The following is a 25,481-nucleotide window of genomic DNA, read 5'->3' as shown; positions in this document are numbered from 1 at the left end:
CAAAGCCGTGGGAAGGCTCCGAAAGGGCTGTGAGGCTTACATGTCGTTGAAGTAGCGCTCGTGCCAGTCCACCAACGGTTGCGGTACGTTGAGTTTCTGGCCGTAGATGACCGAGTACGACAGGACGTTCTGCACGTACTGACGGGTTTCATCGAATGGAATCGACTCGACCCAGACATCGAAACTCAAGTGCTTGGCGCCTTTGAGCCACTGCCGCACGCGGCCCGGGCCGGCGTTGTAGGCAGCCGATGCCAGCACCCGGTTGCCGTTGAACTGCCCATGTACCTGGCTGAGGTAGGCGGCGCCCAACTGGATATTCTTGTCCGGGTCCAGTACCTGCGCTGGCGAGGCCAGCGGAATGCTGAACTTGCGCGCGGTCTCCTTGGCGGTGCCTGGCATCAACTGCATCAGGCCGCTGGCACCCACGGGCGAGCGGGCGTCGTCCATGAACGCGCTTTCCTGGCGGGTAATGGCGAACACCCAGCTCGAATGCAGGCCGCGGACCTTGGCTTCGCGCACCAGGGTGTCGCGGTGGGCCATGGGGAAGCGAATGTCCAGATCGTCCCAGTACTGGGCCTGGCTGATGGTGCGGATGGCCGGGAAGTACCAGCGCAGATCGTAAGCCAGGCGCGCCTGGGCGACCATCTCGTCGCGGTTGAAGTGACGGCTGACGTGGTACCACTCGCGCCGCCCCTCGACGATCTGCCCGCGCGCATGGAATTCCAGGGCGCGGCGCACGCCGGGCGTGTTGCGCACTTTGTTCAGCAGGGCCTGGCTCAGCACCAGCGGTTTGTTGTTGAGCTGGTAAGGCGTCTGCGCCCGATCGGCAGCCAGGAAGCCATAGAAGTCGCGCTCACGCGACACGTTCTTGTACAGCAGCGGGATCTGCGGGTTGTTCGGTTGTGCCAGTTCCAGGCTGCGCGCCTGCCAGTAGCGCCAGCGGCTGCTACCGGCCAGGTCCTGGGGCAGACGTCGGCTCAGTTCGTAGGCGTCCTCCCAGCGGCCCAAGCGCAGCAGCAGGCGCATGCGCCATTCGCTGACGGTGTTGTCGCGCAGCTCCGGGTCGTAGCGGGTCATCAGGTCGAGTGCGCGCGGGTCGTAGCGGCGGGCGAGGGTGAGACCGATTTCGCGGGCGATGGCGACTTTTTCATCGCGTGAGAAGTGCATGCGCTGGGCGTAGTCGTCGAGCAGCGCCATGGCCTGGTCCGGATCCTGGCGTGCCAGGCGACGCAGGCCCAGGCTGACGACATCGGACATGGCGTCACTGGCCGGCTGGAAGCGGGAAGGTTGCTTGAGCAGTTCCGGTTTCTGCGCCACGTCGATCAGCAACTTTCCCTGTGTGCCGAGCGTGGGCAGGGTCTGTACCAGGTTATTGGCCAGACTGTAGTTGCGTGCTTCGGCCGCCAATTTGGCCCGTTGCCAGCGCCGCGCCTCGGTGAGCTGGCCCTCGGCGGCCCACAGACCGAACAAGGTATCGCAGGTCGCTGGTTGCGACTTGCCGACATTCCACAGCTTCTCGGCCGTGGCGAAACCTTCGGCGCGCTGGCCGCTGGCCAGTTGGTACTGGCCATTGAGGCAGTCCAATTCGGTGAAATTGAGTTTGGCGTCGTAATAACGGGCGAAGGTTTTCCAGTCGCCGCGTTCGGCCAGCCAGCGCAGCCAGCGCAATTTCATCCAGTTGGCCTGGGGAAGGTCGCCGTGCTTTGCGAGAAAACCCTCGATTTCCTCGTTGCTGGCGGTCTTCAGCCGTGCGGTGAGTTCGTCGTAGGCCAGGTAAGGGGTCAGCGGGTAGTCGCTCAGGGCTTGGGCGTAGCGCAGGTAAGGCCCCTTGTCGCCCTTGGCGAGTGCGCGTTTGGCCTCGTCGTAGTACTGGCGCTGCTGGGTGATGTCGGTGGCGTGGGCAGCGCTCGCGGTGGCGGCGCTGAGCACCAGGCAGGAAACGAAGTGGAACAGGCGGCTGCGCATGAGACGTCCGGGCAGTTGAACCATGAGAAAGTGACGGCGAAGCCAACACTGGTGAGGTCGTTTGGTTCCTAGCTTAGCCGGTTGCCGGTCGTGGATGAAAGCACTGTGCTTGTATCGAATCGTGAACCTCGACCACGCGTCGCAAAGCCTGCGCTGCGCCAGCACACCGCTGCATGCACCGGCCAAGGCAGGGCAAAAGTCAGGTAGAATGCGCGCCCGGTTTTTGGAGATGATCATGACCCTGCTCAAATTCAGCGATGTGTCCCTCGCGTTCGGTGCCATGCCGCTGCTGGACAAAGTGTCCTGGCAGATCGCCCGTGGCGAGCGGGTGTGCATCATCGGTCGCAATGGCACTGGCAAGTCCAGCATGCTGCGCCTGGTCAAGGGTGAGCAAAAATCCGACGAAGGTGACATCTGGCGTGCCCCCGGGCTGAAAATTGGCGAGCTGCCGCAGGAACTGCCGGTGGCCGACGACCGCAGCGTGTTCGACGTGGTGGCCGAGGGTCTGGATGGCGTTGGCGCCTTGCTCGCCGAATACCATCACCTGAGCCAGAACATCCAGGGCGACGACGACCTGGACAAGCTGATGCACGTCCAGCACGAGATCGAGGCCCGCGATGGCTGGCGTCTGCAACAGGTCGTGGAAAGCACCCTGAGTCGCCTGCAACTGCCGGCGGACAAGACCCTCGCCGAGTTGTCCGGCGGCTGGCGTCGACGTGTCCTGCTGGCTCAGGCCTTGGTGTCCGAGCCCGATCTGCTGCTGCTCGATGAGCCGACCAACCACCTGGACATCGGCGCCATTGCCTGGCTGGAAGAAGCCCTGAATGGCTTCAACGGTGCCGTGCTGTTCATTACCCACGACCGTTCCTTCCTGCAGAACCTGGCCACCCGCATCCTCGAACTGGACCGTGGCGGTCTGATCGATTGGAACGGCGACTACGCCAGTTTCCTGGTGCACAAAGAGGCGGCGCTGGCCGCAGAGGAGACCGCCAACGCGCTGTTCGACAAGCGTCTGGCCCAGGAAGAGGTCTGGATCCGCCAGGGCATCAAGGCCCGGCGTACCCGCAACGAAGGGCGGGTGCGCGCCCTCAAGGCGCTGCGCGTGGAGCGCGGTGAGCGTCGTGAGCGCCAGGGTCGGGCGAACATCCAGATCGAGGTCGCGGACAAGTCTGGCAAGCAGGTGATGCTGCTGGACAACGTCAGCTTCGCCCATCCCGAAGGCCCCAAGCTGGTCAAGGATTTCTCGATGGTGCTGCAGCGTCAGGACCGCATTGGCCTGCTCGGCGCCAACGGCACTGGCAAGACTACCTTGCTCAAGCTCATGCTCGGCGACCTGGAGCCCACCAGTGGCAAGGTCGAGCGCGGCACCAAGCTGGAGGTCGCCTACTTCGATCAGATGCGTCACCAACTCGACCTCGAGAAGACGGTGATCGATAACCTGGCCGAGGGCCGCGACTTCATCGAAATCGATGGTCAGAACCGGCATGTGCTGAGCTACCTCGGCGACTTCCTGTTCAGCCCGCAGCGTGCGCGCACACCGGTCAAGGCCTTGTCTGGCGGCGAACGCGCACGGCTGCTGCTGGCCAAGCTGTTCAGCAAACCGGCGAACTTGCTGGTGCTGGACGAGCCGACCAACGACCTGGACGTGGAAACCCTGGAGTTGCTCGAAGAGGTGTTGGCCAACTTCAAGGGCACCGTGCTCATGGTCAGCCACGACCGGGCCTTCCTCGACAATGTGGTGACCAGCACCCTGGTGTTCGAAGGGCAGGGCAAAGTGCGGGAGTATGTCGGGGGCTACGAGGACTGGATTCGTCAGGGCGGCTCGCCCAAGTTGCTGGGGGTGGCCGAGAGCAAGGGCGGCAAGTCCGCGCTCAATAGCGCTGTGGTGGAGAAGGTCGAGGTGACTGACGTGCCCGAACCTGCTGTCGCCCAAACCGCCGACAGCGGCAAGAAAAAACTCAGCTACAAGCTGCAGCGCGAACTGGAGATGCTGCCTGGGCAGATCGATGCACTGGAGCAGAAGATGGCTGTGCTGCAGGCGCAGGTGGGGGCTTCGGACTTCTATCAGCGGCCGATTGCTGAAACCTCGCAGGTGCTGGCCAAGCTCGAACAGTTGCAGGCTGAGCTTGACGCGCTGGTCGAGCGCTGGGCTGAACTGGAGGGCTGAGCGGACCCTGGCACTGCATTCGCGACCTGAGTCACGAGGGCAGTGCCAGCACGGGCATCAGTCCTTTTTCAGCAGTCGCACGGCCAGCACATCGCACGGTGCGCCGTGCAGGACGTCATTGGCCGTGGAGCCCAGCAGCAGCGCCAGGCCATGACGGCCATGGCTGCCGACCACGATCAGGTCGCAGGCTTCATCGGTGGCCAACTGGTGGATCTCCTGGCGAGGCTGGCCATATTTCAGGTGCGAATCACCGCGATTGATGCCGGGATACTTGGCATACAACCGGTCCATGCGCTCCTTGGCCTGGTCGAACTGCTGCTGTTGCAGTTGCGACAGGTCCATCGGCACGTCGCCACCGAATGCCATGGCCATGGGCTCTACGATATGCACCAGCGACACCTTGGCGCCGGTCGGTTCGGCGAGCTTCATGGCGCGCTTGATCACCGGGTCGCATTCCTCGGTCAGGTCGACGGCGACCAGAAGATGTTCGTAGGACATGAGCGGGACTCCTGAAAATCGCGATAGTAAAAGTATGGTCGCTTTCTGGCCCGGCGAGATGAAATGACCAAGCCGCGCCTGTGCAACGCATTATGGGGGATACAGATATGACGGTATGGCTGGTGGTGTCAATCCTTGCGCTGATTCTCAGCCCGCTGGCCTGGCTGCGTCCCTCGCGCAAGCAGAGCGAGCAAATGAACCTGCGGCTGGAGGGCCGGCGCATGGGGCTGGCCATGCAGCTCAGCCCGCAGAAATGGCCGCATTGGCTGGAAAACGAGCCGCCCAGTCCATGCCCCCAATACCACCGTGCGCGGCGCAGAGGGCATGAGGATACTTGGTGCTACTGGCAGGTGAGCCCCGGCGTGTGGCTGAACACCTGGCGTGAGCCCTGCGAGGAACCGCGCTTGGCACAATGCTTCGCGCGCTTGCCTGCCACCGTTTATAAGGTGGAGGCTGATAGCCGCATGATCGCGCTGTGCTGGAGTGAGCGTGGCGACACGGCTGTTCTTCAGGACATCGCGCATACCCTGGAATCACTCGCCTGAACCTTCCCCAGCCCTGGCAGCCACGTCGATCCCGCTGATCCTCAGGGCAAAAAGGCCAGGCTTGCGCCCCGTCAACAGCGAAAGCGCCTGCAACTTCATCGGCGCGTTCATGCTTTCGTCTGAGCTGACTTCTTTTCCTACGCCATTTTCACCACATCACGCCTGAATCGTTGTGATGAATGGTGAGCAATCAGGCTCATCCTGTTTTTTCAAATCTGTAACAAAATGACTGGAAAGTCGCTTTTTTCGGGGACTTGTGGGTATTTGACAACTTCGGCCTTTTCGGAGAATGTGTGCGGACCCAAATCAAACGGGCGTATGAATTGAGCGTTTGTATGTTCACATCGCTCGTCCAGAATCCCGACCAGCGCGCTGACGGGTGTGCCTGGCAGAAGGTCTTGCAAACGACCCGGCTGCCAGCGTTCGGCGTGTACAGTTCAGCTTCCATATCGTGGAGATCAGTTGATGATTTACGAAGGTAAAGCCATCACGGTTAAGGCTCTTGAAAGCGGCATCGTCGAACTGCGCTTCGACCTCAAGGGTGAGTCCGTCAACAAATTCAATCGCCTGACCCTGAACGAGCTGCGCCAGGCAGTCGATACGATCAAAGCCGATGCGTCCATCAAGGGCGTCATCGTCAGCAGCGGCAAGGACGTGTTCATCGTCGGTGCCGATATCACCGAATTCGTCGATAACTTCAAGCTGCCCGAGGCCGAACTGGTCGCCGGTAATCTGGAAGCCAACCGCATCTTCAGCGACTTCGAAGACCTGCAGGTCCCGACCGTGGCCGCGATCAACGGCATCGCCCTGGGCGGCGGTCTGGAGATGTGCCTGGCCGCCGACTACCGCGTGATGGCCAGCAGCGCCAAGATCGGCCTGCCGGAAGTCAAGCTGGGCATCTACCCAGGCTTTGGCGGCACCGTGCGTCTGCCACGGCTGATCGGCTCGGACAACGCCATCGAGTGGATCGCCTCGGGTAAGGAAAACCGCGCCGAAGACGCCCTGAAAGTGGGCGCCGTCGATGCCGTGGTCGCGCCTGAACTGTTGCAGGCCGGTGCCCTGGACCTGATCAAGCGCGCCATCAGTGGCGAGCTGGACCACAAGGCCAAGCGCCAGCCAAAGCTTGAGAAGCTCAAGCTCAACGCCATCGAGCAGATGATGGCCTTCGAGACGGCCAAAGGCTTCGTCGCCGGCCAGGCTGGGCCGAACTATCCAGCGCCGGTCGAGGCCATCAAGAGCATTCAGAAAGCTGCCAACTTCGGCCGTGACAAGGCCCTGGAGGTTGAAGCCGCCGGTTTTGCCAAGTTGGCCAAGACCTCGGTGGCCGAGAGCCTGATCGGGCTGTTCCTCAACGATCAGGAACTCAAGCGCAAGGCCAAGGCCCACGACGAGATCGCCCACGATGTGAAGCAGGCAGCCGTGCTCGGCGCCGGCATCATGGGCGGGGGTATCGCCTATCAGTCGGCGGTCAAAGGCACGCCGATCCTGATGAAGGATATCCGCGAGGAAGCGATCCAGTTGGGCTTGAGCGAAGCCTCCAAGCTGCTCGGCAACCGCGTCGAAAAAGGTCGTCTGACCTCGGCGAAGATGGCCGAGGCGCTCAACGCCATCCGCCCGACCCTGTCCTACGGCGACTTCGCCAACGTCGACATCGTCGTCGAGGCCGTGGTCGAAAACCCGAAGGTCAAGCAGGCGGTACTGGCCGAGGTGGAAGGGCAGGTCAAAGACGATGCCATTCTGGCCTCCAATACCTCGACCATTTCCATCAACCTGCTGGCCAAGGCGCTCAAACGCCCGGAAAACTTCGTCGGCATGCACTTCTTCAACCCGGTGCACATGATGCCGCTGGTCGAAGTCATCCGCGGCGAAAAGTCCAGTGACGTGGCGGTCGCCACCACCGTGGCCTACGCCAAGAAGATGGGCAAGAACCCGATCGTGGTCAACGACTGCCCGGGCTTCCTGGTCAACCGCGTGTTGTTCCCTTACTTCGGCGGCTTCGCCAAGCTGGTCAGCGCAGGCGTTGACTTCGTGCGCATCGACAAGGTCATGGAGAAGTTCGGCTGGCCCATGGGCCCGGCCTACTTGATGGATGTGGTCGGCATCGACACCGGCCACCACGGCCGCGATGTGATGGCCGAGGGCTTCCCCGACCGAATGAAAGACGAGCGTCGCTCCGCCGTCGATGCCCTGTACGAGGCCAATCGCCTGGGCCAGAAGAATGGCAAGGGCTTCTACGCCTACGAAACCGACAAGCGCGGCAAACCGAAGAAGGTCGCCGATGCGTCGGTCCTGGAAGTGCTCAAGCCCGTGATCTACGAGCAGCGTGAAGTCAGCGACGAAGACATCATCAACTGGATGATGGTGCCGCTGTGCCTGGAGACCGTGCGCTGCCTGGAAGACGGCATCGTCGAGACGGCCGCCGAAGCGGACATGGGCCTGGTCTACGGCATTGGCTTCCCTCCCTTCCGTGGCGGCGCGCTGCGCTACATCGACTCGATCGGTGTGGCCGAGTTCGTTGCCTTGGCCGACCAGTATGCCGATCTGGGTCCGCTGTACCACCCGACTGCGAAGCTGCGTGAAATGGCCAAGAACGGTCAGCGTTTCTTCAACTGAACGATCACTGAGCTAGAGCGAGAATATTGATATGAGCCTCAATCCAAGAGACGTGGTGATTGTCGACTTCGGTCGCACGCCCATGGGTCGTTCCAAGGGTGGCATGCACCGCAACACTCGCGCCGAAGACATGTCGGCGCACTTGATCAGCAAGCTGCTGGAGCGCAACGACAAGGTCGATCCGAAGGAAGTCGAGGATGTGATCTGGGGATGCGTCAACCAGACCCTGGAGCAAGGCTGGAACATCGCGCGCATGGCCTCGCTGATGACCCCGATTCCGCATACCAGCGCTGCGCAGACCGTCAGCCGACTGTGCGGTTCGTCGATGAGCGCGTTGCACACTGCCGCCCAGGCGATCATGACCGGTAATGGTGATGTGTTCGTGGTCGGCGGTGTCGAGCACATGGGGCACGTCAGCATGATGCACGGGGTTGATCCTAACCCGCATCTGTCACTGCATGCGGCCAAGGCCTCCGGCATGATGGGCTTGACTGCCGAAATGCTCGGCAAGATGCACGGCATTACTCGCGAGCAGCAAGACCTGTTCGCGCTGCGCTCGCATCAGTTGGCTCACAAGGCCACGGTCGAGGGCAAGTTCAAGGACGAAATCATCCCGATGCAGGGGTATGACGAGAACGGTTTCCTCAAAGTCTTCGATTACGACGAGACCATTCGTCCGGAAACCACCCTCGAAGGTCTGGCGGCGCTCAAGCCTGCATTCAACCCCAAAGGCGGTACGGTGACCGCTGGCACGTCGTCGCAGATCACCGATGGTGCTTCGTGCATGATCGTCATGTCCGGCCAGCGCGCCATGGACCTTGGCATCCAGCCGTTGGCGGTCATCCGCTCGATGGCCGTGGCCGGTGTAGACCCTGCGATCATGGGTTACGGTCCGGTGCCATCGACCCAGAAAGCCCTCAAGCGCGCGGGCCTGAGCATCGGCGACATCGACTTCTTCGAGCTCAACGAAGCCTTCGCCGCACAGGCACTGCCAGTGCTCAAGGATCTGAAAGTGCTCGACAAGATGGATGAGAAGGTTAACCTGCACGGCGGCGCCATTGCCTTGGGCCATCCGTTCGGTTGCTCCGGTGCACGGATTTCCGGCACCCTGCTCAACGTCATGAAGCAGAATGGCGGCACGCTGGGCGTGGCCACCATGTGCGTCGGCCTGGGTCAGGGCATCACCACTGTCTTCGAACGCGTCTGATCGCGTCGCAGGACAGCAGCCGGGGCCCTGTGCCCCGGTTTTGTTTTTTACAGAGTTTGTGCGCGAGAGGACGTGACATGCAGATACAGCCAGGTGTGTACCGGCATTACAAAGGGCCTGAGTACCGTGTCTTCAGTGTCGCGCGGCATTCCGAGAGCGAAGAGTGGATGGTCTTCTACCAATGCCTGTATGGTGATTACAGCTTTTGGGTGCGGCCTCTCTCGATGTTTCAGGAGTCGGTCGAGGTTGACGGCGAGCAGGTGCCGCGCTTTGCTCTGCTCAGGGCTGAAGACGGGCTCTCGGCACGGGTCGCGAAGGCCGTCGAGTGATCGACCGCGCTTGACCTCACTCCTACGCCACTATATATAGCGGTGCCGCGTGCGGCACCTGACGCGTTTTTCATCTTCAGATTCAGGAATACTCCGATCCATGGGCAAATCGCTGGTCATTGTGGAATCCCCGGCCAAGGCCAAGACCATCAACAAGTACCTGGGCAACCAGTACGTGGTGAAGTCGAGTATCGGCCATATCCGAGACCTTCCCACCAGCGGTTCGGCCAGTACGGCCAAGGAGCCGGCTGCCAAGCGCGGCAAGACCGCTGCTCAGGCGTCGACCCTGACGCCGAAGGAGAAGGCTCGCCGGCAACTGGTGGCGCGCATGGGTGTCGATCCGGAGGCGGGCTGGAAAGCTCAGTACGAGATCCTTCCCGGCAAGGAGAAGGTGATCGACGAACTGCGCCGTCTGGCCAAGGATGCCGACACCATCTATCTCGCAACCGACTTGGACCGCGAAGGGGAGGCCATTGCCTGGCACCTGCGCGAAGCCATCGGTGGTGATGACAGCCGCTACAAGCGCGTGGTGTTCAACGAAATCACCAAGAAGGCCATCCAGGAAGCGTTCTCGCAACCGGGCGAACTCGACATCGACCGTGTCAATGCCCAGCAGGCGCGTCGCTTCCTCGATCGCGTGGTCGGCTACATGGTGTCGCCGCTGCTGTGGTCGAAAATCGCCCGCGGCCTTTCTGCCGGTCGTGTGCAGTCGGTGGCCGTGAAGCTGGTGGTCGAGCGTGAACGCGAGATTCGGGCCTTCAATCCCGAGGAATACTGGGAAATCCACGCCGATCTCGGTACCGCGAAAAACGCCAAGGTGCGCTTCGAGGTCGCCCGTGAACGCGGCGAGGCCTTCAAGCCGCTGAATCAAGCCCAGGCCATGGCCGCGCTGGAGAAGCTCAAGGCTTCCAGCTACAGCGTGATCAAGCGTGAAGACCGTCCGACCAGCAGCAAGCCCTCGGCGCCGTTCATCACCTCCACGCTGCAGCAGGCTGCCAGCAACCGCCTCGGCTTCGGGGTGAAGAAGACCATGATGATGGCCCAGCGTCTTTACGAAGCGGGCTACATCACTTACATGCGAACCGACTCCACCAACCTCTCCACCGATGCGGTGGAAATGGCGCGCAGCTACATCGAAAGCGAGTTCGGCAAGCAGTACCTGCCAGCGGCGCCGATCGTGTATGGCAGCAAGGAAGGCGCCCAGGAGGCGCACGAAGCCATCCGGCCTTCCGACGTCACGACTCATCCCACCAAACTCAGTGGCATGGAGCGCGATGCCGAGCGCCTGTACGAACTGATCTGGCGCCAGTTCCTGGCTTGCCAGATGCCGCCTGCGCAGTACCTGTCCACCAGCGTCACCGTTGCTGCCGGTGAGTTCGAGCTGCGCGCCAAGGGTCGCATCCTCAAGTTCGATGGTTACACCCGTGTGCAGCCCCAGCAGACCAAGCCGGGCGAAGACGATGTGTTGCCGGACATGGCCCAGGGCGATTCGCTGGCGTTGCTTCAGCTCGATCCCAGCCAGCATTTCACCAAGCCGCCTGCGCGCTTCACCGAAGCGAGCCTGGTCAAGGAAATGGAAAAGCGCGGTATCGGTCGCCCTTCGACCTATGCAGCCATCATTTCCACCATTCAGGATCGCGGCTACGTGACGTTGCACAACCGCCGCTTCTACTCCGAGAAGATGGGCGACATCGTCACCGAGCGCCTGTCCGAGAGCTTCTCCAATCTGATGGACTATGGCTTCACCGCCGGCATGGAGGAGAACCTCGATGACGTCGCCCACGGCGAGCGTGACTGGAAGAACGTGCTTGATGAGTTCTATGGCGACTTCAGCACGAAACTGCTGACGGCCGAATCCAGCGAGAATGGCATGCGGGCCAATCAGCCGACCCTCACCAACATTCCGTGCAAGGAATGCGGGCGGCCGATGATGATTCGCACCGCCTCCACTGGCGTTTTCCTGGGCTGCTCGGGCTACAGCCTGCCGCCGAAAGAGCGCTGCAAGGCGACCGTCAACCTGGTTCCAGGTGATGAGATTGCCGCAGACGACGAGGGTGAATCCGAATCCTTGGTGCTGCGCGGCAAGCATCGCTGCCCGATCTGTTCGACGGCGATGGATGCTTACTTGCTGGACGAGAAGCACAAACTGCATATCTGCGGCAACAACCCAGACTGCCCGGGCTACGAAATCGAAGAGGGCAGCTACCGGATCAAGGGCTACGAAGGCCCAAGCCTGGAATGCGACAAGTGCGGCAGCGAGATGCAGCTCAAGACCGGCCGCTTCGGCAAGTTCTTCGGCTGCACCAATCCGGCCTGCAAGAACACCCGTAAGCTGCTCAAGAATGGCGAGGCCGCGCCACCGAAGATGGACAAGGTGGACATGCCTGAGTTGCGCTGCGAGAAGGTCGATGACACCTATGTGTTGCGCGACGGCGCCTCCGGGTTGTTCCTGGCTGCTAGCCAGTTCCCGAAGAACCGCGAAACCCGCGCGCCCTTGGTCCTGGAAATCGTGCCGCACAAGCATGAGATCGACCCCAAGTATCATTTCTTGTGCGAAGCGCCGCAAAAAGACCCGGACGGCCGCCCGGCAGTGATCCGCTACAGCCGCAAGACCAAGGAGCAGTACGTTCAATCCGAAGTCGACGGCAAGCCGACCGGTTGGAAAGCGTTCTACGACGGCAAGGCGTGGAAGGTCGAAGACAAGCGCTGACGCTTCGATGACAGGAAGGGGCCGCTTGTGTGCCTGTCACGGATGACGTGATGAGCGCGCTCGCGGCCCCGATCATTTATGATGCAAGCCCATTGCCTTGCAGTCAGGGAGGTCATTGAACATGGCCCAGGAACTCTACACGCGCACCAATCAGAAGCTGTTCTTCGCGGGGCTTGCCCTGGAGTCCATGGCCAAGGCTGAGCAGAGCGGCGCGATGAACGCTCAGGGGCTGATCCAGGCAGAGCGTGAGTCTGCGCTCTTTCATTTGTATGGCGCGCTTTTAGGGCTGTGCCACGAAATCGCCGGATTCTACCGCCTGCCTCAGGCCGCAGCACCGCGTGCCGAACTGTTGCTGACCGATGAAACACTGAGCGCTGTGGCCATTCCGGAAATGGCCGAGATGCTGGAACTGGCACGCCAGCCGCAGACGTGGTTAGCCCAATTGCTTAGCGCTTATGCCGATTTGTTCCAACCACCGGTCGAGAGGAAAATCGCCAAGACCGATGTGACTCAGCCTTTGATTCAGGCGGTCAATCTCGACGATTGCGAGGAAGTTGCGGTTTCGCGCGTTGAGTTGGAAAGATGGCGTCAGGCGTTGAAAGGGCTTGCAAGACGTTTCCGCGACGCGTTGAGTGAGTGCTGACAGACTGCGTGGCTGGTACACTACTCGCCTTTCGTGAACAGCAGGCCCCTTATGTCAACGTCCTTTCTAGAAATTGTCGAATTGCCTGATGGTCGCATCGAGCTGCGTCGTGCCGAGGACGAAGGTTCGTTGGTCACTCTGGATTTTTCCGAGGATGCCAAGGTGTTCTTGCAGGGGCAGCACGTTGAAGTGGCCAAGGCGATGCTCAGCGTGGGCGTGCAGATGGCTGGTAAATTGATTGAGGGTGAGTTCGAACGCGATGAAGGGCCGCGCGTTCTCCACTGAACCTTGACTCAGGCGTCATCAAAATCTCACACAGTCAAAGCCTGAACATTAGCCGAGGCGGATGTTCAGGCTTTGTGCGTTTCCACAGGTGGCTGCGTGAATGAGCTGCTGGCGGTTGCCGGCATTGATGTTGCCAAGCCAACTGACCACGGTATGGCTGTGACCCAGGCGCAAGGCCTCACAGGCTAATTGCAGTGCGCTTTGGCTGTTGCCAGGTTGCAGCAGCAGGATCCGCTCCCGGTTTAGCCCAGCATGGCGTAGCCAGGCCTGAGTCAAGCTGGAGGGCGGCGCGATCAGTGTGAGCCAACGCGCATCATCCACATCGCTCAGTTCGCGAAGGATAGGAGCCAGCAGGCTGTGACAATGCCCTGGGGCGCCGCGCAGTGACAGTTCGCTGAACAGCTCGGGCCGGTTCGCCATGTGCGGCAGTTCGCGGCTCTTCAGGCCAGGCAGCACGGGCTGTGCGAGGAAGGCTTCGAACAAAGGCAATTGTGCGGGCTGCGTTGAGTGGGCGGACTGCTGCATGACGCCTCCAGGATCAGCGGCGTATGACGCCGACGCTCAAGCCCTCGATCACCAGTTCCTGATCTTTCAGGTTCACTTCGATCGGGGCGAATTCAGGGTTTTCGGCGATGAGCCAGACCTTGCTGCCTTCGCGCTTGAAGCGCTTCACCGTGACTTCGTCTCCGATGCGGGCAACGACGATCTGGCCGTTGCGTGCTTCGCGGCAGGTATGCACCGCGAGCAGGTCACCGTCGATGATGCCGATGTCCTTCATGCTCATGCCGTGGACGCGCAGCAGGTAGTCGGCGCGGGGATGGAAAAAGGCCGGGTTGATGTTGCAAGATTCTTCGATGTGCTGCTCAGCGAGGATCGGTGCGCCGGCGGCGACGCGGCCGATGATCGGCAAGGCACTGTCTTGCGGCTTGCTTTCAACGCCTGGGATGCGAATGCCGCGGGAAGCCCCCGGGGTCATTTCGATTGCACCTTTGCGCGCCAGCGCCTTGAGATGTTCCTCGGCGGCATTGGGGGACTTGAAGCCCAGCTCCTGAGCGATTTCCGCGCGGGTGGGGGGGAATCCGTTGTCTTCGAGGCAACGTTTGATGAAAGCCAGGATCTCGGCTTGGCGTGGCGTGAGTTTCAGCATGGCGAGTGGCTCTGTCTTTTTATACAGTGACTGGGATTATATACAGTGGATGGCAAGCTGCAAGCTGCAAGCGCCAAGAAAAATCCATGCGCGCCTGTGATGTCATGGCAACCCCTCGTGTTCCGTGGCTTGCAGCTCTTTCTCGGGTAGTGGAAATTACTCGACCGATGGGTCACTGAATCTTGACAGCGTCACGCCTGAAACGTATGTTTCAAACAACTGTTTGTCAGGCGGATAAGTCATGGCCCAATCGGAAACCGTTGAACGCATTCTCGATGCTGCCGAGCAGCTGTTCGCCGAGCGAGGTTTCGCGGAGACCTCGCTGCGTCTGATCACCAGCAAAGCAGGTGTCAACCTGGCGGCGGTAAACTATCACTTCGGTTCCAAGAAAGCGCTGATCCAAGCGGTGTTCTCGCGTTTCCTCGGGCCGTTTTGCGCCAGCCTGGAGCGTGAACTCGAGCGGCGCCAGGCGCAGCCAGAAGCCAAGCCAAGCCTGGAAGAACTGCTCGAGATGCTCGTTGAGCAAGCTTTGGTCGTGCAGCCGCGCAGCAACAATGACTTGTCGATCTTCATGCGTCTGTTGGGCCTGGCCTTCAGTCAGAGTCAGGGGCACCTGCGGCGCTACCTGGAAGACATGTATGGAAAAGTGTTTCGACGCTACATGCTATTGGTCAACGAGGCCGCCCCGCGCATTCCGCCTCTAGAGCTGTTCTGGCGCGTGCACTTCATGCTAGGTGCTGCCGCGTTCAGCATGTCCGGTATCAAGGCGTTGCGGGCTATCGCTGAAACCGACTTCGGCATCAACACGTCGATCGAGCAAGTCATGCGTTTGATGGTCCCCTTTCTCGCAGCCGGTATGCGCGCCGACACTGGCGTGACCGATCAGGCCATGGCGGCCGCGCAACTGCGTCCGCGCAGCAAGAGCCCGGCCACTGGCACACCGGCCAAAGCGTGAAGGCTGGGCGGGGCAGGGCGCATCCGCTAAGCTAGCGCCCATGCTTGCCCGCCCCCCCCCCACCCATTCGTTTATCAGCCGTTCCAGAGCCGGGGATGGCGAGCGCCTGCGCTGCCGTCCTGTATCACTTCGGTCTGAATCTTCAATGAAGGACTCCGTATGACTGCCAGCCTGCAAGGCTCCCTGATGGTGGATATCGCCGGTCACTGGCTGACCGCCGAGGACCGCCAGCTTCTGCGTCAACCTGAAGTGGCGGGCCTGATCATTTTCGCCCGCAACATCGACAGCCCTCGGCAGGTGCGCGAGCTCTGCGCGTCGATACGCGCCATCCGACCTGACCTGATCCTGGCGGTCGATCAGGAAGGGGGGCGGGTCCAGCGTCTGCGTCAGGGGTTCGTGCGCCTGCCGGCGATGCGCGCGCTGGCCGATAACGCCAATGCCGAGTATTTGGCCGAGCAATGCGGCTGGCTGATGGCGACCGAGGTGTTGGCTGTCGGCTTGGACCTGAGCTTCGCGCCGGTGCTGGACCTGGATCATCAACGCAGTGCAGTGGTGGGCAGCCGGGCTTTTGAAGGCGATCCGCAGCGTGCCACACGACTGGCCGGTGCCTTCATCCGCGGTATGAATGCCGCAGGCATGGCCGCCTGTGGCAAGCATTTCCCGGGTCACGGTTGGGCAGAGGCCGACTCGCACGTGGCCATTCCGACCGATGAGCGCAGCCTTGAGCAGTTGCGTCAGGCCGATCTGGTGCCCTTCACGCGTCTGAGCGGTCAGTTGGCAGCGGTCATGCCCGCCCATGTGATCTACCCACAGATCGACAACCAGCCCGCCGGATTCTCGCGGCGCTGGCTGCAGGACATCCTGCGCGGTGAGCTGGGCTTTGAGGGCGTGATCTTCAGCGATGACTTGTCCATGGCCGGCGCGCATGTGGTCGGCGATGCGGCCAATCGCATCGAGGCAGCATTGAGCGCCGGTTGTGACATGGGGCTGGTGTGCAACGATCGGGCTGCGGCGGAGCTGGCGCTGACAGCGGCGCAGCGCTTGAAGGTGAGACCATCGCCGCGCATCGTTGGCATGCGCGGGCAGGGTTTCGCGTCCACCGACTACAAACAGCAACCGCGGTGGCTGGAGGCGCTGGCCGCTTTGAAGGAGGCGCAATTGATCGAGTAAGCCGATTGCGGTTTTACCCGCAATACGGCCTGGATCCGCTCAACGTCCGCGCTTACCCGGCAGCGGCGCGAACAGCGCCTCGATTTCTTCGTCACCCAGGCGCCACTGTCCGGCTTGACCGCCATCGAGCAGCCCGGCCGACAGCGTCGCTTTTTGCTGTTGCAGTTGCTGGATCTTCTCTTCCACCGTGCCACGGGTGATCAGCTTGTAGACGAACACCGGCTTGTCCTGACCGATCCGATAGGCCCGGTCCGTCGCCTGGTTCTCGCTGGCCGGGTTCCACCACGGATCGTAGTGGATCACCGTATCGGCTGCGGTCAGGTTGAGGCCGGTGCCGCCTGCCTTGAGGCTGATCAGGAATACGTCGCTGTCCCCGTTCTGGAATTGCTGGACCGGTGCCCGCCGATCGCGCGTTTCCCCTGTCAGCAGGCTGTAGCGGATGGCGCGCTTGTCCAGTTCGGCCTGAATCAGTGCGAGCATCGAGGTGAACTGCGAGAACAGCAGTATCCGGCGGCCTTCGCTGATCAGTTCTTCGAGCATCTGCAGCAGGCTGCCCAGCTTGCCTTTGTCCGCCTGGTTGCCCTGGGCGTGTAAGCCTTTGACCAAGCGCAAGTCACAGCAGACCTGGCGCAGCTTAAGGAGGGCGTCGAGGATCACGATCTGGCTGCGAGAAGCGCCGTTGAGGGCGATTTCGTCGCGAACCTTCTTGTCCAGTGCCACTCGCACGGTCTCGTAGGTGTCGCGCTGGGCGTCGCTGAGGTCGACCCAATGCACCATCTCGGTCTTGGGCGGCAACTCGCGCGCCACCTGTTCCTTGGTGCGGCGCAGCAGGAAGGGCCGCACCCGAGTGGCGAGGTGCTTCAGGCGCTCGGTGTCACCCTGGCGCTCGATGGGCGTGCGGTAGTCTTGGTTGAAGCGCTTCTGGTCGCCCAGCCAGCCGGGCATCAGGAAATGGAAGATCGACCACAACTCGCCCAGATTGTTTTCCACAGGCGTACCGGTCAGGCACAGGCGTTGGCCGGCGTGCAATTCGCGAGCAGCCTGGGCGGCCTTGCTGGTACTGCTCTTGATGTTCTGCGCTTCGTCCAGCACCAGCACGTGCCAGTTTTGTGCTTGCAGATGCTGAAGGTCACGTGGCAACAGGGCGTAGGTGGTCAGCACCAGATCGTAGTCGCCCAGCGTTGCGAACGCGCGTGATCGGCTAGGGCCATGCAGGGCGAGAACCCGCAGGTCCGGGGCGAAACGCTGGGCTTCGTCGAGCCAGTTGGGGATCAGGCTGGTGGGCATGACCGCCAGTGCAGGCTGGTCCAGACGCCCGGACTCTTTCTCCAGCAGCAGGTGAGCAAGGGTCTGCAGGGTCTTGCCCAGGCCCATGTCATCGCCAAGGATGCCGCCGGTGCCCATTTCGCGCAGCGCCTGGAGCCAGTTCAGGCCTTGCTGTTGATAAGGTCGCAGCGCAGCCTTCAAGCCCTTGGGCGGCAACACGTCGAGGTCGCGTGCATCGCGCAGGCGCCGGCCAAGGTCGCGTAAGTGCTCGCCACCTTCCCAGTGCAGGGGCAGGTGCTCGATGTCGTTCAGGCGCGCGACATCGGCGCGCTCCAGGCGCAGGGCGGAACCCACAGGGCCTTCGTGCAAGTAGAGCTCACCCAGCGTGCCCATCACCGCTTTGATTCGGCCGTAGGGCAGGGCGACGCGCATAGCCGGGCCGTCCAGGCCACCACGGTTGAGATCCAGTAGCAGGTGTTCCTCGTCGCTGCGCCGCGCCAGCTCGCTGGGGCGCAGCAGTTCCGGGTTACTGCGCAGCAATTGCAGGATGATCGGCAGCAGGCTGTGGCGCTGACCGTCGACGACGATGCCCAACTCCAGCTCGAACCACTCGTGGGTGGGCGCTTCCTCGACCGTGGCGTACCAGTCCTGCACCTCGTTGAGGTTGAAGGCAAAGTCGCGGTGCATATCCACTGTCCAGCCGGCTTCGCGCAGCGCTGGCAGGTCCTCACGGGCGAAGTGCAGCCAGGCTTCGTCGTCGGGCAACTGAAGCATGTCGCCCGCGCTGTCGGGCAGCGCTTTGCTTTGTCGGGTGGCGGCCTTGAAACCCAGCTTGCGCAGGGTTTCGCGCAGGTGCTTTTCCTGCTTGGGCTGCCGGGCGATGCGCTGGCTGACGCTGCCGACTAGGCGGCTGAGGGGTTTGTCGTCGTTGCCCGTCGCACGGATGCCATCGTAGTCGAACGAAAGGGCGGCGCGATGCTGCATCTGACGCTGCATACGGCCGGTCTTGGGCGTGTAGGCACTGAATTCGACGCTGCCGAGGGTCAGATGCGCAGTGGGCTGGATGTCGTCCACCCGCTCCTGCTTGACGGTGCTCGGGGTCGGCAGTTGGTGGTTCAGGGCCTTGAGTTTATGGCTCAGGGGCACGATCAGGTGCTCCGGCACGTCGGGAGCGATGGAGAGTTGTTGAGCGGTGTGCGGGTCCAGCGTGTGTCGAAGGGTGCCGACTTGGGCGGTGGCAGTGTCCACGTAGAACAGGGGGATCAGTGGCAGTACATGCAAGGGGGCGTCCGCGCTGTGCCACCGCCCTCGATATTCGCCATTGTCCAGGCGAACCCAGCGGAACTCGGCCTCACGTTCCTCGCCCAGGTTCAGCAGTGGACCGCCTTCGGTGTACAGCAGTCGTCCGGTCTGGGCGATCTGTTGCAGCAGCTCGCCGCCTTCTCTGCCTTTGAGCGGAAAACCGCGCTCTTGGCCGTACGGCATGTTCTGCGCGCCCAGCTGGCGCAATATGCGCAAGTCCTCATCCTTGACGTACGTTGGGGTGTCATAAAGCAGTTCACTCAATGAGTGGAGCCGGCTGTAGCGAATGACCTCGCCCTCCCGCGTGCCTTTTCGCACACGCACTGCACAGCCTTGATCCTCACGGTCGAGGATTTCGTAGCACACCATTCTGCCGCGTCGATCTTCGCTCTGGCGTGCAGCCGTCGGCGGCTGCCCCAGGACCTGTAACCAATGCTCGAGGTGCAGCGGGAGGGTGTCGTTCTTGGCGAGGTCCTCGGCGTAACGTTGGGCGAGTGTGAAGAGTAGCGCTGCGCAGTGCTTGCAATTCAGCGCCACAGGACAGCTGCAGCGACCGTCGATCAGCACCTGGCGGTTAGGCGCGACGGAGAAATCGACGCGTTGTTCGTAGCGGCTGGTACCACTGCCAATACACACGCCTTCGATGCGCAACTGTTCATGGGAGAGGATCTCGGCACGCCCCTGCTCGGCATAGCGCTTGCCGCGTTGCAGCGTGTTTTCGCTGAAGTTGCGGTGCCAGCTCAGGTTCTGTGCGAACAGATGCTCCAGTTCTTTCACGGCCTCACTGCTCCATCATTTCCGGGTCGGGCATCGGTGGTTTGCGCATGCCCACCGGTGCGACCTTGATCAGCAATGCCAGGTGACCGCCGTCGAGGAAGGTGAGTTGGCCATTCTTCACGTTGCTGTTGCTCTGCTTGAACTGCTCGCTGCGCAGCACGCTGCCGTTACCGTCCAGTTCGTTGACCCAGAAATTGGCGTCGATCCGGGTGAAACGACCTTCGGCAATGCTGAGATTGCCTTCGATGGGAAAGTGGCCGAACTGCTCTTCGCCTGTGCCAAGCGCGATACGGCTCGGCTCGCTGCCGACCTCTTGTTGCCAGGCCTTGTGCACCAGCACGGTGTAGTCGGCAGTCGCCTCCAGGCGCGTGGCTTCGTCGGCCAGTGCCAGCGGGCGTTCGGCATCCGGGGTCAGGCGCGCAGCGCCCGCGCTCCAATTCTCGGGCGCGAAGGGGCTGGTGACGGCCGCAACCGTATTTTGCCGCAACAGCAGCATTTCCACCTGATACGGGCCTTCGGCGAAGGCCGCCGCCGGCGCGGTCAGCGTCAGCAGCAGGGTCAGGTAACCAATGGCGCGCATGGAGCTTCCTTAATTCGATTGTGGGGCCAGGCGCTCGAACAGCGCCTCCAAAGTATTGAAACGTTCTTCCGGACGCTCCATCGGCACCAGGAAGCGGAACTGCGTCGCGCCCTCGAACTTGTAGCGCTTGGGCTGGCTCTGGATCAGCTTGATCAGGGTCAGCGGATCGACCGGCGTTTCGGCCTCGAACTCCAGCTTGCCGCCGTTGGGACCGGCGTCGACCTTCTTGATGCCGAGCTTTTCAGCCTGCAGCTTGAGCAGTGTCAGGCGCATCAGGTGTTTTGTCGGCTCGGGCAGCAGGCCGAAGCGGTCGATCATTTCCACTTGCAGATCCTTCAAGCCTTCTTCGTCGGTGGCCGAGGCGATGCGTTTGTACAGGATCAGCCGCGCGTGCACGTCGGGCAGATAGTCTTCGGGGATCAGCGCGGGCAGGCGCAGGTTGATCTCCGGGCCTCCGCCCAGGGGTTGTTCGAGGTTAGGCTGGGTGCCCTTGCGGATCGCTTTGACCGCCCGTTCGAGCATCTCCATGTAAAGCGTGAAGCCCACGGCCTGGATCTGGCCGCTCTGCCCTTCGCCCAGCAGCTCGCCGGCGCCGCGGATCTCCAGGTCGTTGGTGGCCAGGACGAAGCCTGCGCCCAGGTCCTGGGTGTTGGCGATCGCCTCCAGGCGTTTTTCGGCGTCGGTGCTGATCTGCTGACGCGGCGGGGTCAGCAAGTAGGCGTAGGCCTGGTGGTGGCTGCGCCCGACGCGGCCGCGCAATTGGTGCAACTGCGCCAGGCCGAACTTGTCGGCGCGTTCGATGACGATGGTGTTGGCACTGGGCACGTCGATGCCGGTTTCAATGATGGTCGAGGCGATCAACACGTTGAAACGCTTGTGGTAGAAGTCGCTCATCACCTGTTCGAGTTCGCGCTCGCGCATTTGCCCATGGCCGATGCCGATACGCGCCTCGGGCACCAGCTCGGCCAGGTCGGCGGCGCATTTCTCGATGGTCTTGACGTCGTTGTGCAGGTAGTACACCTGGCCGCCACGCAGCAGTTCGCGCAGCAACGCCTCCTTGACCGTACTTTTGTTCTGCTCCATGACGAACGTGCGCACCGACAGGCGTCGCGCCGGCGGGGTGGCGATGATGGACAGGTCGCGCATGCCGGCCACGGCCATGTTCAGGGTGCGCGGGATCGGCGTGGCGGTCAGGGTGAGGATGTCTACCTCGCTGCGCAGCGCCTTGAGCTGCTCTTTCTGGCGCACGCCAAAGCGGTGCTCTTCGTCGATGATCGCCAGGCCCAGGTCCTTGAAGCGCACATCGTCCTGCAGCAGCTTGTGGGTGCCGATGAGAATGTCGATCTTGCCTTCGGCGAGGTCGGCTGCAGCGCTGGCGACTTCCTTGGCCGACTTGAAACGGCTCATCACTTCGACCTTTACCGGCCAGTCGGCGAAGCGGTCGCGGAAGCTGTTGTAGTGCTGCTGGGCGAGCAGGGTGGTGGGCACCAGCACTGCCACCTGGCGGCCGCTGTGCACCGCAATGAAAGCGGCGCGCATGGCCACTTCGGTCTTGCCGAAGCCGACATCGCCACACACCAGGCGGTCCATGGGCTTGGCAGCGAGCATGTCCTGGCGCACCGCTTCGATCGCCGCTTGCTGGTCCGGCGTTTCCTCGAACGGGAAGCCGGCGCTGAACGTGGCATAGTCGGCTGACGGGTCGGCGAAGGCATAGCCTTTGCGCGCGGCGCGGCGGGCGTAAATGTCGAGCAGCTCGGCGGCCACGTCGCGCACTTGCTCTGCGGCTTTGCGCTTGGCTTTCTGCCAGGCTTCGGAGCCAAGCCGGTGCAGCGGCGCCAAGGCGTCGTCGCTGCCGGTGTAGCGTGCGATCAGGTGCAGGTTGGCCACCGGGACGTAGAGCTTGGCGCCCTCGGCGTACTCCAGGGTGAGGAACTCGGCAGCCTGGCCGTCGATCTCCAAGGTGGCCAGACCCAGGTAGCGGCCTACACCGTGGTCGATGTGCACCACCGGCGCGCCTTCGCGCAGTTCGGTGAGATTCTTGATGACCGCGTCGTTGGCTGCTTCGCCGCGCTTGTCGCGGCGTCGGCGCTGCATCACCCGCTGGCCGAACAACGGGCTCTCGGCGATCAGGGCGATGGCAGGATCGTCCAGCAGCAAGCCTTCGTCCAGCGGGGCGATGGTGATCGCCAGGCGCTCACTGCCAGTGATGAAATCGGTCCAGCCTTCGACGGTGTGCGGACGCAGCTTCAGGCGTTCGAGCAGTTCCAGCAGCACCTCGCGACGCCCGGCCGATTCAGCCGTGAACAACACGCGACCCGGGAATTGGTCGAGGAAATTCGCCAGCTCGGCCAGTGGCTGGCTGGCCTTGGCCTCGATGGCCAGGCTGGGCAGGATGCGTGCGGGGAAACGCACGCGGCCAGCGCCGGCCTCCAGCTCATCGCGGCTGACCACCACCCGCGGCCACTGCTTGAGTCGGGCGAAGCAGTCCTCGACCGGCATGAACAGCTCGGCCGGTGGCAGCAGCGGGCGGCTCAGGTCACCACGGCGCTCCTCGTAGCGGGCGCGCACGTCGTTCCAGAATACCTCGGCGGCCTGTTCCACGCCGGGTAGCGAAAATACCTGGGTGTCGCTCGGCAGATAATCGAACAGGGTGGCGGTTTCTTCGAAGAACAACGGCAGGTAGTACTCGATGCCCGCGGGGATGATGCCGCTGGTCAGGTCCTGGAAGATCGCGCTGCGGCGGAAGTCCACGTCGAAGCGTTCACGAAAGCGCGCCTTGAAGCGCGTCACTTCGTCTTTCTGCATGGGAAATTCGCGGGCCGGCAGCAGCCGCACTGAGTCGACCTTGTCGATCGAACGTTGGGTTTCCGGATCGAAGGTGCGCAGCGTCTCGATTTCGTCGTCGAACAAGTCGATGCGATAGGGGGCCTTGCTGCCCATGGGGAAGAGGTCGATCAGCGCGCCGCGCACGGCGAATTCACCGTGCTCGTAGACCGTGTCGACGCACCGGTAGCCGCTGGCTTCAAGGCGCGTGCGCATCTGCTCGACGTCGATCTTCTGCCCCACGTCCAGGACCAGGCTGCCCCCGAGCAGGAAGCGGGTGGGTGCCAGGCGGTGCAGGGCAGTGCTGATTGGCACCACCAGAATGCCGTGGTCCAGTTCCGGCAGGCGGTACAGGCTGGCAATGCGCTGGGAGATGATGTCCTGGTGCGGCGAGAACAGATCGTAGGGCAGCGTTTCCCAATCGGGGAACGGCAGCACCGGCAGCTGCGGTGCGAAGAAGCGCAGCTCCTGTTCAAGGCGGTCGGCGGCCTGGCTGTCGGCGGTCAGCAGCAGGGTGAAGCGTCCAGCGCTGCTGGCGGCTTCGGCGATGGCCAGGCTGAGGGCGGCTCCGGGCAGGTTGCCCCAGGTTTGTTTGCCGGCCGTGGCCGACAGTGGCGGTAGGCGCAGAACTGACACGGAAGATCTGACTCCAAGCGTGCGGCAAAGGGATTGATTGTACTGACGCCACCGTCTGCTGTCAGGTTCCAAAGGCCGCGAAGGCGCCTGTGTGCGGCGCCGACAGGCACTCATTGCCGGTTACGCGACGGGGCGGCATAATGTAGCCCCTTTTTTCTGTCCCTACATGTGGAAGGTTCCCGTGACTCAGAAGCCCGACCAGTGTCTTGGTGAGTGGATCGATCGTGAAGCCCTGGCTGAAGCGATGATCCCGCTTATCGGTCAGCTCTACCGCAATAACAATGTGGTGAGCTCGATCTATGGCCGTAGCCTGATCAACCGTTCGGTTATCTCGATCCTCAAGGCCCACCGCTTTGCGCGTCACCGTCAGACCGACGAGACCGAACTGTCCGTACACGAGACATTCCCGCTGCTCAAGGCCATGAGCGAGCTGAAACTGGGCGCCGCTTCGGTCGACCTGGGCAAGCTGGCCAACAAGTTCAAGCAGCAGGGCAACGGCCGCAGCGCCGAGCAGTTCGTGCGCGACGAACTGGCCGATGTGGTCGGTCAGCAAAATGTTTCGGCACGCAAGGGCACCGACGTCGTGCTCTATGGCTTCGGTCGCATTGGCCGCCTGCTGGCGCGCATCCTCATCGAGAAGACCGGTGGCGGCGACGGCCTGCGCCTGCGCGCCATCGTCGTGCGCAAGGGGGCCGAGAACGACTTGGTCAAACGCGCCAGCCTGCTGCGTCGCGACTCGGTGCACGGCCCGTTCGATGGCACCATCACCATCGATGAAGCCAACAACACCATCACCGCCAACGGCAACCTGATTCAGGTGATCTACGCCAAGAATCCGAGCGAAGTCGACTACACCCAGTACGGCATCGATAACGCACTGATCGTCGACAACACCGGCGTTTGGCGTGACGCCGACGGCCTGGGCCAGCACCTGGCCTGCCCGGGCGCCGGTCGCGTGATCCTCACCGCACCGGGCAAGGGCGCGCTGAAGAACATCGTGCACGGCATCAACCACGGTGAAATCACCGCCGACGACAAGATCATCTCCGCCGCTTCCTGCACCACCAACGCCATCGTGCCGGTGCTCAAGGCGATCAACGATGAGTACGGCATCGTCAACGGTCACGTCGAAACCGTTCACTCGTTCACCAACGACCAGAACCTGATCGACAACTTCCACAAGGGCAGCCGTCGTGGTCGCGCCGCGCCGCTGAACATGGTCATCACCGAAACCGGTGCCGCCACCGCCGCCGCCAAGGCGCTGCCGGTGCTTAAAGGCAAGCTGACCGGTAACGCCATTCGCGTACCGACGCCAAACGTGTCCATGGCCATTCTCAACCTGAACCTCGAGAAAGCCACCAGCCGTGAAGCGTTGAACGAGTACCTGCGCCAGACCGCCATGCACTCGGAACTGCACAAGCAGATCGACTACGTCAGCTCCCAGGAAGTGGTCTCCACCGACTTCGTCGGCTCGCGCCATGCCGGTGTGGTGGATGCCGAAGCCACCATCTGCAACGACAACCGCGTTGTCCTGTACGTCTGGTACGACAACGAGTTCGGCTACAGCTGCCAGGTGGTCCGCGTGATGGAAGACATGGCTGGCGTCAACCCGCCAGCGTTCCCACGCTGATACGCGTGTGAAGTCTTGAACGAACGGGAACCTGCGGGTTCCCGTTTTTCGTGCGGTGCCGGTTGCGCGCTCGGCTGAGTGACAGGTGCTGTACATGTAGTGCAGGCAGTGTTGGCCTACGACGCGACCAAGGGTTAATGTGCGCAGCGTTCAGGCTTGATTAGACTGCACCCGAATTTTTTTCATGGCGCTGCGGCGTCATGGCGAGCCCCGTGGCCAACCGGCTGACGGGC

The 25,481-nt window shown here is 62.3% G+C and carries 18 protein-coding genes; 11 read left to right on the top strand and 7 right to left on the bottom strand.

Annotated features, from left to right (window positions below):
* Positions 1-36: 36 nt before the first annotated feature.
* A complete protein-coding gene (locus tag Q6A47_RS01905) occupies positions 37-1,965 on the bottom strand; it encodes a transglycosylase SLT domain-containing protein (RefSeq protein WP_304482775.1) in 1,929 nt (642 codons plus the stop codon).
* Between the two features lie 235 nt (positions 1,966-2,200).
* Here Q6A47_RS01905 and Q6A47_RS01900 point away from each other — a divergent pair, with 235 nt between their 5' ends.
* A complete protein-coding gene (locus Q6A47_RS01900; RefSeq protein WP_304482774.1) occupies positions 2,201-4,132 on the top strand; it encodes an ATP-binding cassette domain-containing protein in 1,932 nt (643 codons plus the stop codon).
* Positions 4,133-4,189: 57 nt separating this feature from the next.
* Here Q6A47_RS01900 and Q6A47_RS01895 read toward each other — a convergent pair whose 3' ends face one another.
* Positions 4,190-4,630 carry a universal stress protein gene (locus Q6A47_RS01895; RefSeq protein ID WP_029613037.1) on the bottom strand — a complete coding sequence of 147 codons (441 nt, stop codon included), beginning with the start codon at positions 4,628-4,630 and terminating at the stop codon, positions 4,190-4,192.
* A 107-nt stretch (positions 4,631-4,737) separates the two neighbouring features.
* On the opposite strand from Q6A47_RS01895, the gene Q6A47_RS01890 reads away from it, so the two are divergent.
* From Q6A47_RS01890 to Q6A47_RS01860, 7 genes are all read left to right on the top strand, one after another.
* On the top strand, positions 4,738-5,175 hold the full coding sequence (locus tag Q6A47_RS01890; protein WP_304482773.1) for a hypothetical protein: 438 nt from the start codon (positions 4,738-4,740) through the stop codon (positions 5,173-5,175).
* A 465-nt stretch (positions 5,176-5,640) separates the two neighbouring features.
* The gene (gene fadB / locus Q6A47_RS01885) at positions 5,641-7,788 is read left to right on the top strand and encodes a fatty acid oxidation complex subunit alpha FadB (RefSeq protein WP_304482772.1); all 2,148 of its coding nucleotides are present in this window, start codon (positions 5,641-5,643) and stop codon (positions 7,786-7,788) included.
* A 31-nt stretch (positions 7,789-7,819) separates the two neighbouring features.
* Positions 7,820-8,995 (top strand): acetyl-CoA C-acyltransferase FadA, encoded by a 1,176-nt coding sequence (gene fadA / locus Q6A47_RS01880; RefSeq protein WP_039578792.1) that lies wholly within the window; start codon positions 7,820-7,822, stop codon positions 8,993-8,995.
* Between the two features lie 77 nt (positions 8,996-9,072).
* Entirely contained in the window at positions 9,073-9,324 is a 252-nt protein-coding gene (locus tag Q6A47_RS01875) for a DUF1653 domain-containing protein (protein ID WP_304482771.1), read from the top strand.
* A 100-nt stretch (positions 9,325-9,424) separates the two neighbouring features.
* Positions 9,425-12,034, top strand: a complete 2,610-nt coding sequence (topA, locus tag Q6A47_RS01870; protein WP_304482770.1) for a type I DNA topoisomerase — start codon at positions 9,425-9,427, stop codon at positions 12,032-12,034.
* 121 nt (positions 12,035-12,155) lie between these two features.
* A complete protein-coding gene (locus tag Q6A47_RS01865) occupies positions 12,156-12,677 on the top strand; it encodes a DUF6586 family protein (protein WP_304482769.1) in 522 nt (173 codons plus the stop codon).
* Between the two features lie 51 nt (positions 12,678-12,728).
* On the top strand, positions 12,729-12,962 hold the full coding sequence (locus Q6A47_RS01860; protein ID WP_029613032.1) for a hypothetical protein: 234 nt from the start codon (positions 12,729-12,731) through the stop codon (positions 12,960-12,962).
* A 48-nt stretch (positions 12,963-13,010) separates the two neighbouring features.
* Here the strand turns inward: Q6A47_RS01860 and sulA are convergent, their stop codons facing one another.
* Both sulA and lexA read right to left on the bottom strand, forming a co-directional pair.
* Positions 13,011-13,487, bottom strand: coding sequence for an SOS-induced cell division inhibitor SulA (gene sulA, locus Q6A47_RS01855; protein WP_039578785.1), 477 nt, complete (start codon positions 13,485-13,487; stop codon positions 13,011-13,013).
* A 13-nt stretch (positions 13,488-13,500) separates the two neighbouring features.
* Positions 13,501-14,109 carry a transcriptional repressor LexA gene (gene lexA / locus Q6A47_RS01850; RefSeq protein WP_304482768.1) on the bottom strand — a complete coding sequence of 203 codons (609 nt, stop codon included), beginning with the start codon at positions 14,107-14,109 and terminating at the stop codon, positions 13,501-13,503.
* Between the two features lie 241 nt (positions 14,110-14,350).
* Here lexA and Q6A47_RS01845 point away from each other — a divergent pair, with 241 nt between their 5' ends.
* Positions 14,351-15,064 (top strand): TetR/AcrR family transcriptional regulator, encoded by a 714-nt coding sequence (locus Q6A47_RS01845; RefSeq protein WP_039578781.1) that lies wholly within the window; start codon positions 14,351-14,353, stop codon positions 15,062-15,064.
* Between the two features lie 171 nt (positions 15,065-15,235).
* Complete coding sequence (nagZ, locus tag Q6A47_RS01840) at positions 15,236-16,234, top strand: beta-N-acetylhexosaminidase (protein ID WP_304482820.1); 999 nt, start codon at positions 15,236-15,238, stop codon at positions 16,232-16,234.
* A 39-nt stretch (positions 16,235-16,273) separates the two neighbouring features.
* On the opposite strand, the gene Q6A47_RS01835 is transcribed toward nagZ, so the two are convergent.
* The 3 genes from Q6A47_RS01835 to mfd are packed head-to-tail and all read right to left on the bottom strand — an operon-like array spanning position 16,274 to position 23,618.
* Positions 16,274-19,579: a DEAD/DEAH box helicase gene (locus Q6A47_RS01835; RefSeq protein WP_369811406.1), complete on the bottom strand. Its 3,306-nt coding sequence runs from the start codon at positions 19,577-19,579 to the stop codon at positions 16,274-16,276.
* A gap of 4 nt (positions 19,580-19,583) precedes the next feature.
* A complete protein-coding gene (locus Q6A47_RS01830) occupies positions 19,584-20,159 on the bottom strand; it encodes a CsiV family protein (protein WP_304482767.1) in 576 nt (191 codons plus the stop codon).
* Between the two features lie 9 nt (positions 20,160-20,168).
* A complete protein-coding gene (gene mfd / locus Q6A47_RS01825) occupies positions 20,169-23,618 on the bottom strand; it encodes a transcription-repair coupling factor (protein WP_304482766.1) in 3,450 nt (1,149 codons plus the stop codon).
* A gap of 166 nt (positions 23,619-23,784) precedes the next feature.
* On the opposite strand from mfd, the gene Q6A47_RS01820 reads away from it, so the two are divergent.
* The gene (locus Q6A47_RS01820) at positions 23,785-25,248 is read left to right on the top strand and encodes a glyceraldehyde-3-phosphate dehydrogenase (protein ID WP_295482145.1); all 1,464 of its coding nucleotides are present in this window, start codon (positions 23,785-23,787) and stop codon (positions 25,246-25,248) included.
* The last annotated feature ends 233 nt before the right edge of the window (positions 25,249-25,481 follow it).

It is taken from the genome of Pseudomonas boreofloridensis (genome assembly GCF_030580795.1).
Lineage (GTDB): Bacteria > Pseudomonadota > Gammaproteobacteria > Pseudomonadales > Pseudomonadaceae > Aquipseudomonas > Aquipseudomonas boreofloridensis.
Note: the sequence above shows the minus strand (reverse complement) of the source record. Positions and strands in the feature narration are given on the sequence as shown.

Excerpts from the sequence above, each read along its gene's own strand:
- Q6A47_RS01890 (WP_304482773.1), top strand. The coding sequence starts at position 4,738 with ATGACGGTATGGCTGGTGGTGTCAATCCTTGCGCTGATTCTCAGCCCG.
- Q6A47_RS01845 (WP_039578781.1), top strand. The coding sequence starts at position 14,351 with ATGGCCCAATCGGAAACCGTTGAACGCATTCTCGATGCTGCCGAGCAG.
- Q6A47_RS01830 (WP_304482767.1), bottom strand. The coding sequence starts at position 20,159 with ATGCGCGCCATTGGTTACCTGACCCTGCTGCTGACGCTGACCGCGCCG.
- Q6A47_RS01820 (WP_295482145.1), top strand. The coding sequence starts at position 23,785 with ATGTGGAAGGTTCCCGTGACTCAGAAGCCCGACCAGTGTCTTGGTGAG.
- Q6A47_RS01875 (WP_304482771.1), top strand. The coding sequence starts at position 9,073 with ATGCAGATACAGCCAGGTGTGTACCGGCATTACAAAGGGCCTGAGTAC.
- lexA (WP_304482768.1), bottom strand. The coding sequence starts at position 14,109 with ATGCTGAAACTCACGCCACGCCAAGCCGAGATCCTGGCTTTCATCAAA.
- fadA (WP_039578792.1), top strand. The coding sequence starts at position 7,820 with ATGAGCCTCAATCCAAGAGACGTGGTGATTGTCGACTTCGGTCGCACG.
- sulA (WP_039578785.1), bottom strand. The coding sequence starts at position 13,487 with ATGCAGCAGTCCGCCCACTCAACGCAGCCCGCACAATTGCCTTTGTTC.
- fadB (WP_304482772.1), top strand. The coding sequence starts at position 5,641 with ATGATTTACGAAGGTAAAGCCATCACGGTTAAGGCTCTTGAAAGCGGC.
- Q6A47_RS01860 (WP_029613032.1), top strand. The coding sequence starts at position 12,729 with ATGTCAACGTCCTTTCTAGAAATTGTCGAATTGCCTGATGGTCGCATC.
- Q6A47_RS01895 (WP_029613037.1), bottom strand. The coding sequence starts at position 4,630 with ATGTCCTACGAACATCTTCTGGTCGCCGTCGACCTGACCGAGGAATGC.
- topA (WP_304482770.1), top strand. The coding sequence starts at position 9,425 with ATGGGCAAATCGCTGGTCATTGTGGAATCCCCGGCCAAGGCCAAGACC.
- Q6A47_RS01900 (WP_304482774.1), top strand. The coding sequence starts at position 2,201 with ATGACCCTGCTCAAATTCAGCGATGTGTCCCTCGCGTTCGGTGCCATG.
- Q6A47_RS01905 (WP_304482775.1), bottom strand. The coding sequence starts at position 1,965 with ATGCGCAGCCGCCTGTTCCACTTCGTTTCCTGCCTGGTGCTCAGCGCC.
- Q6A47_RS01865 (WP_304482769.1), top strand. The coding sequence starts at position 12,156 with ATGGCCCAGGAACTCTACACGCGCACCAATCAGAAGCTGTTCTTCGCG.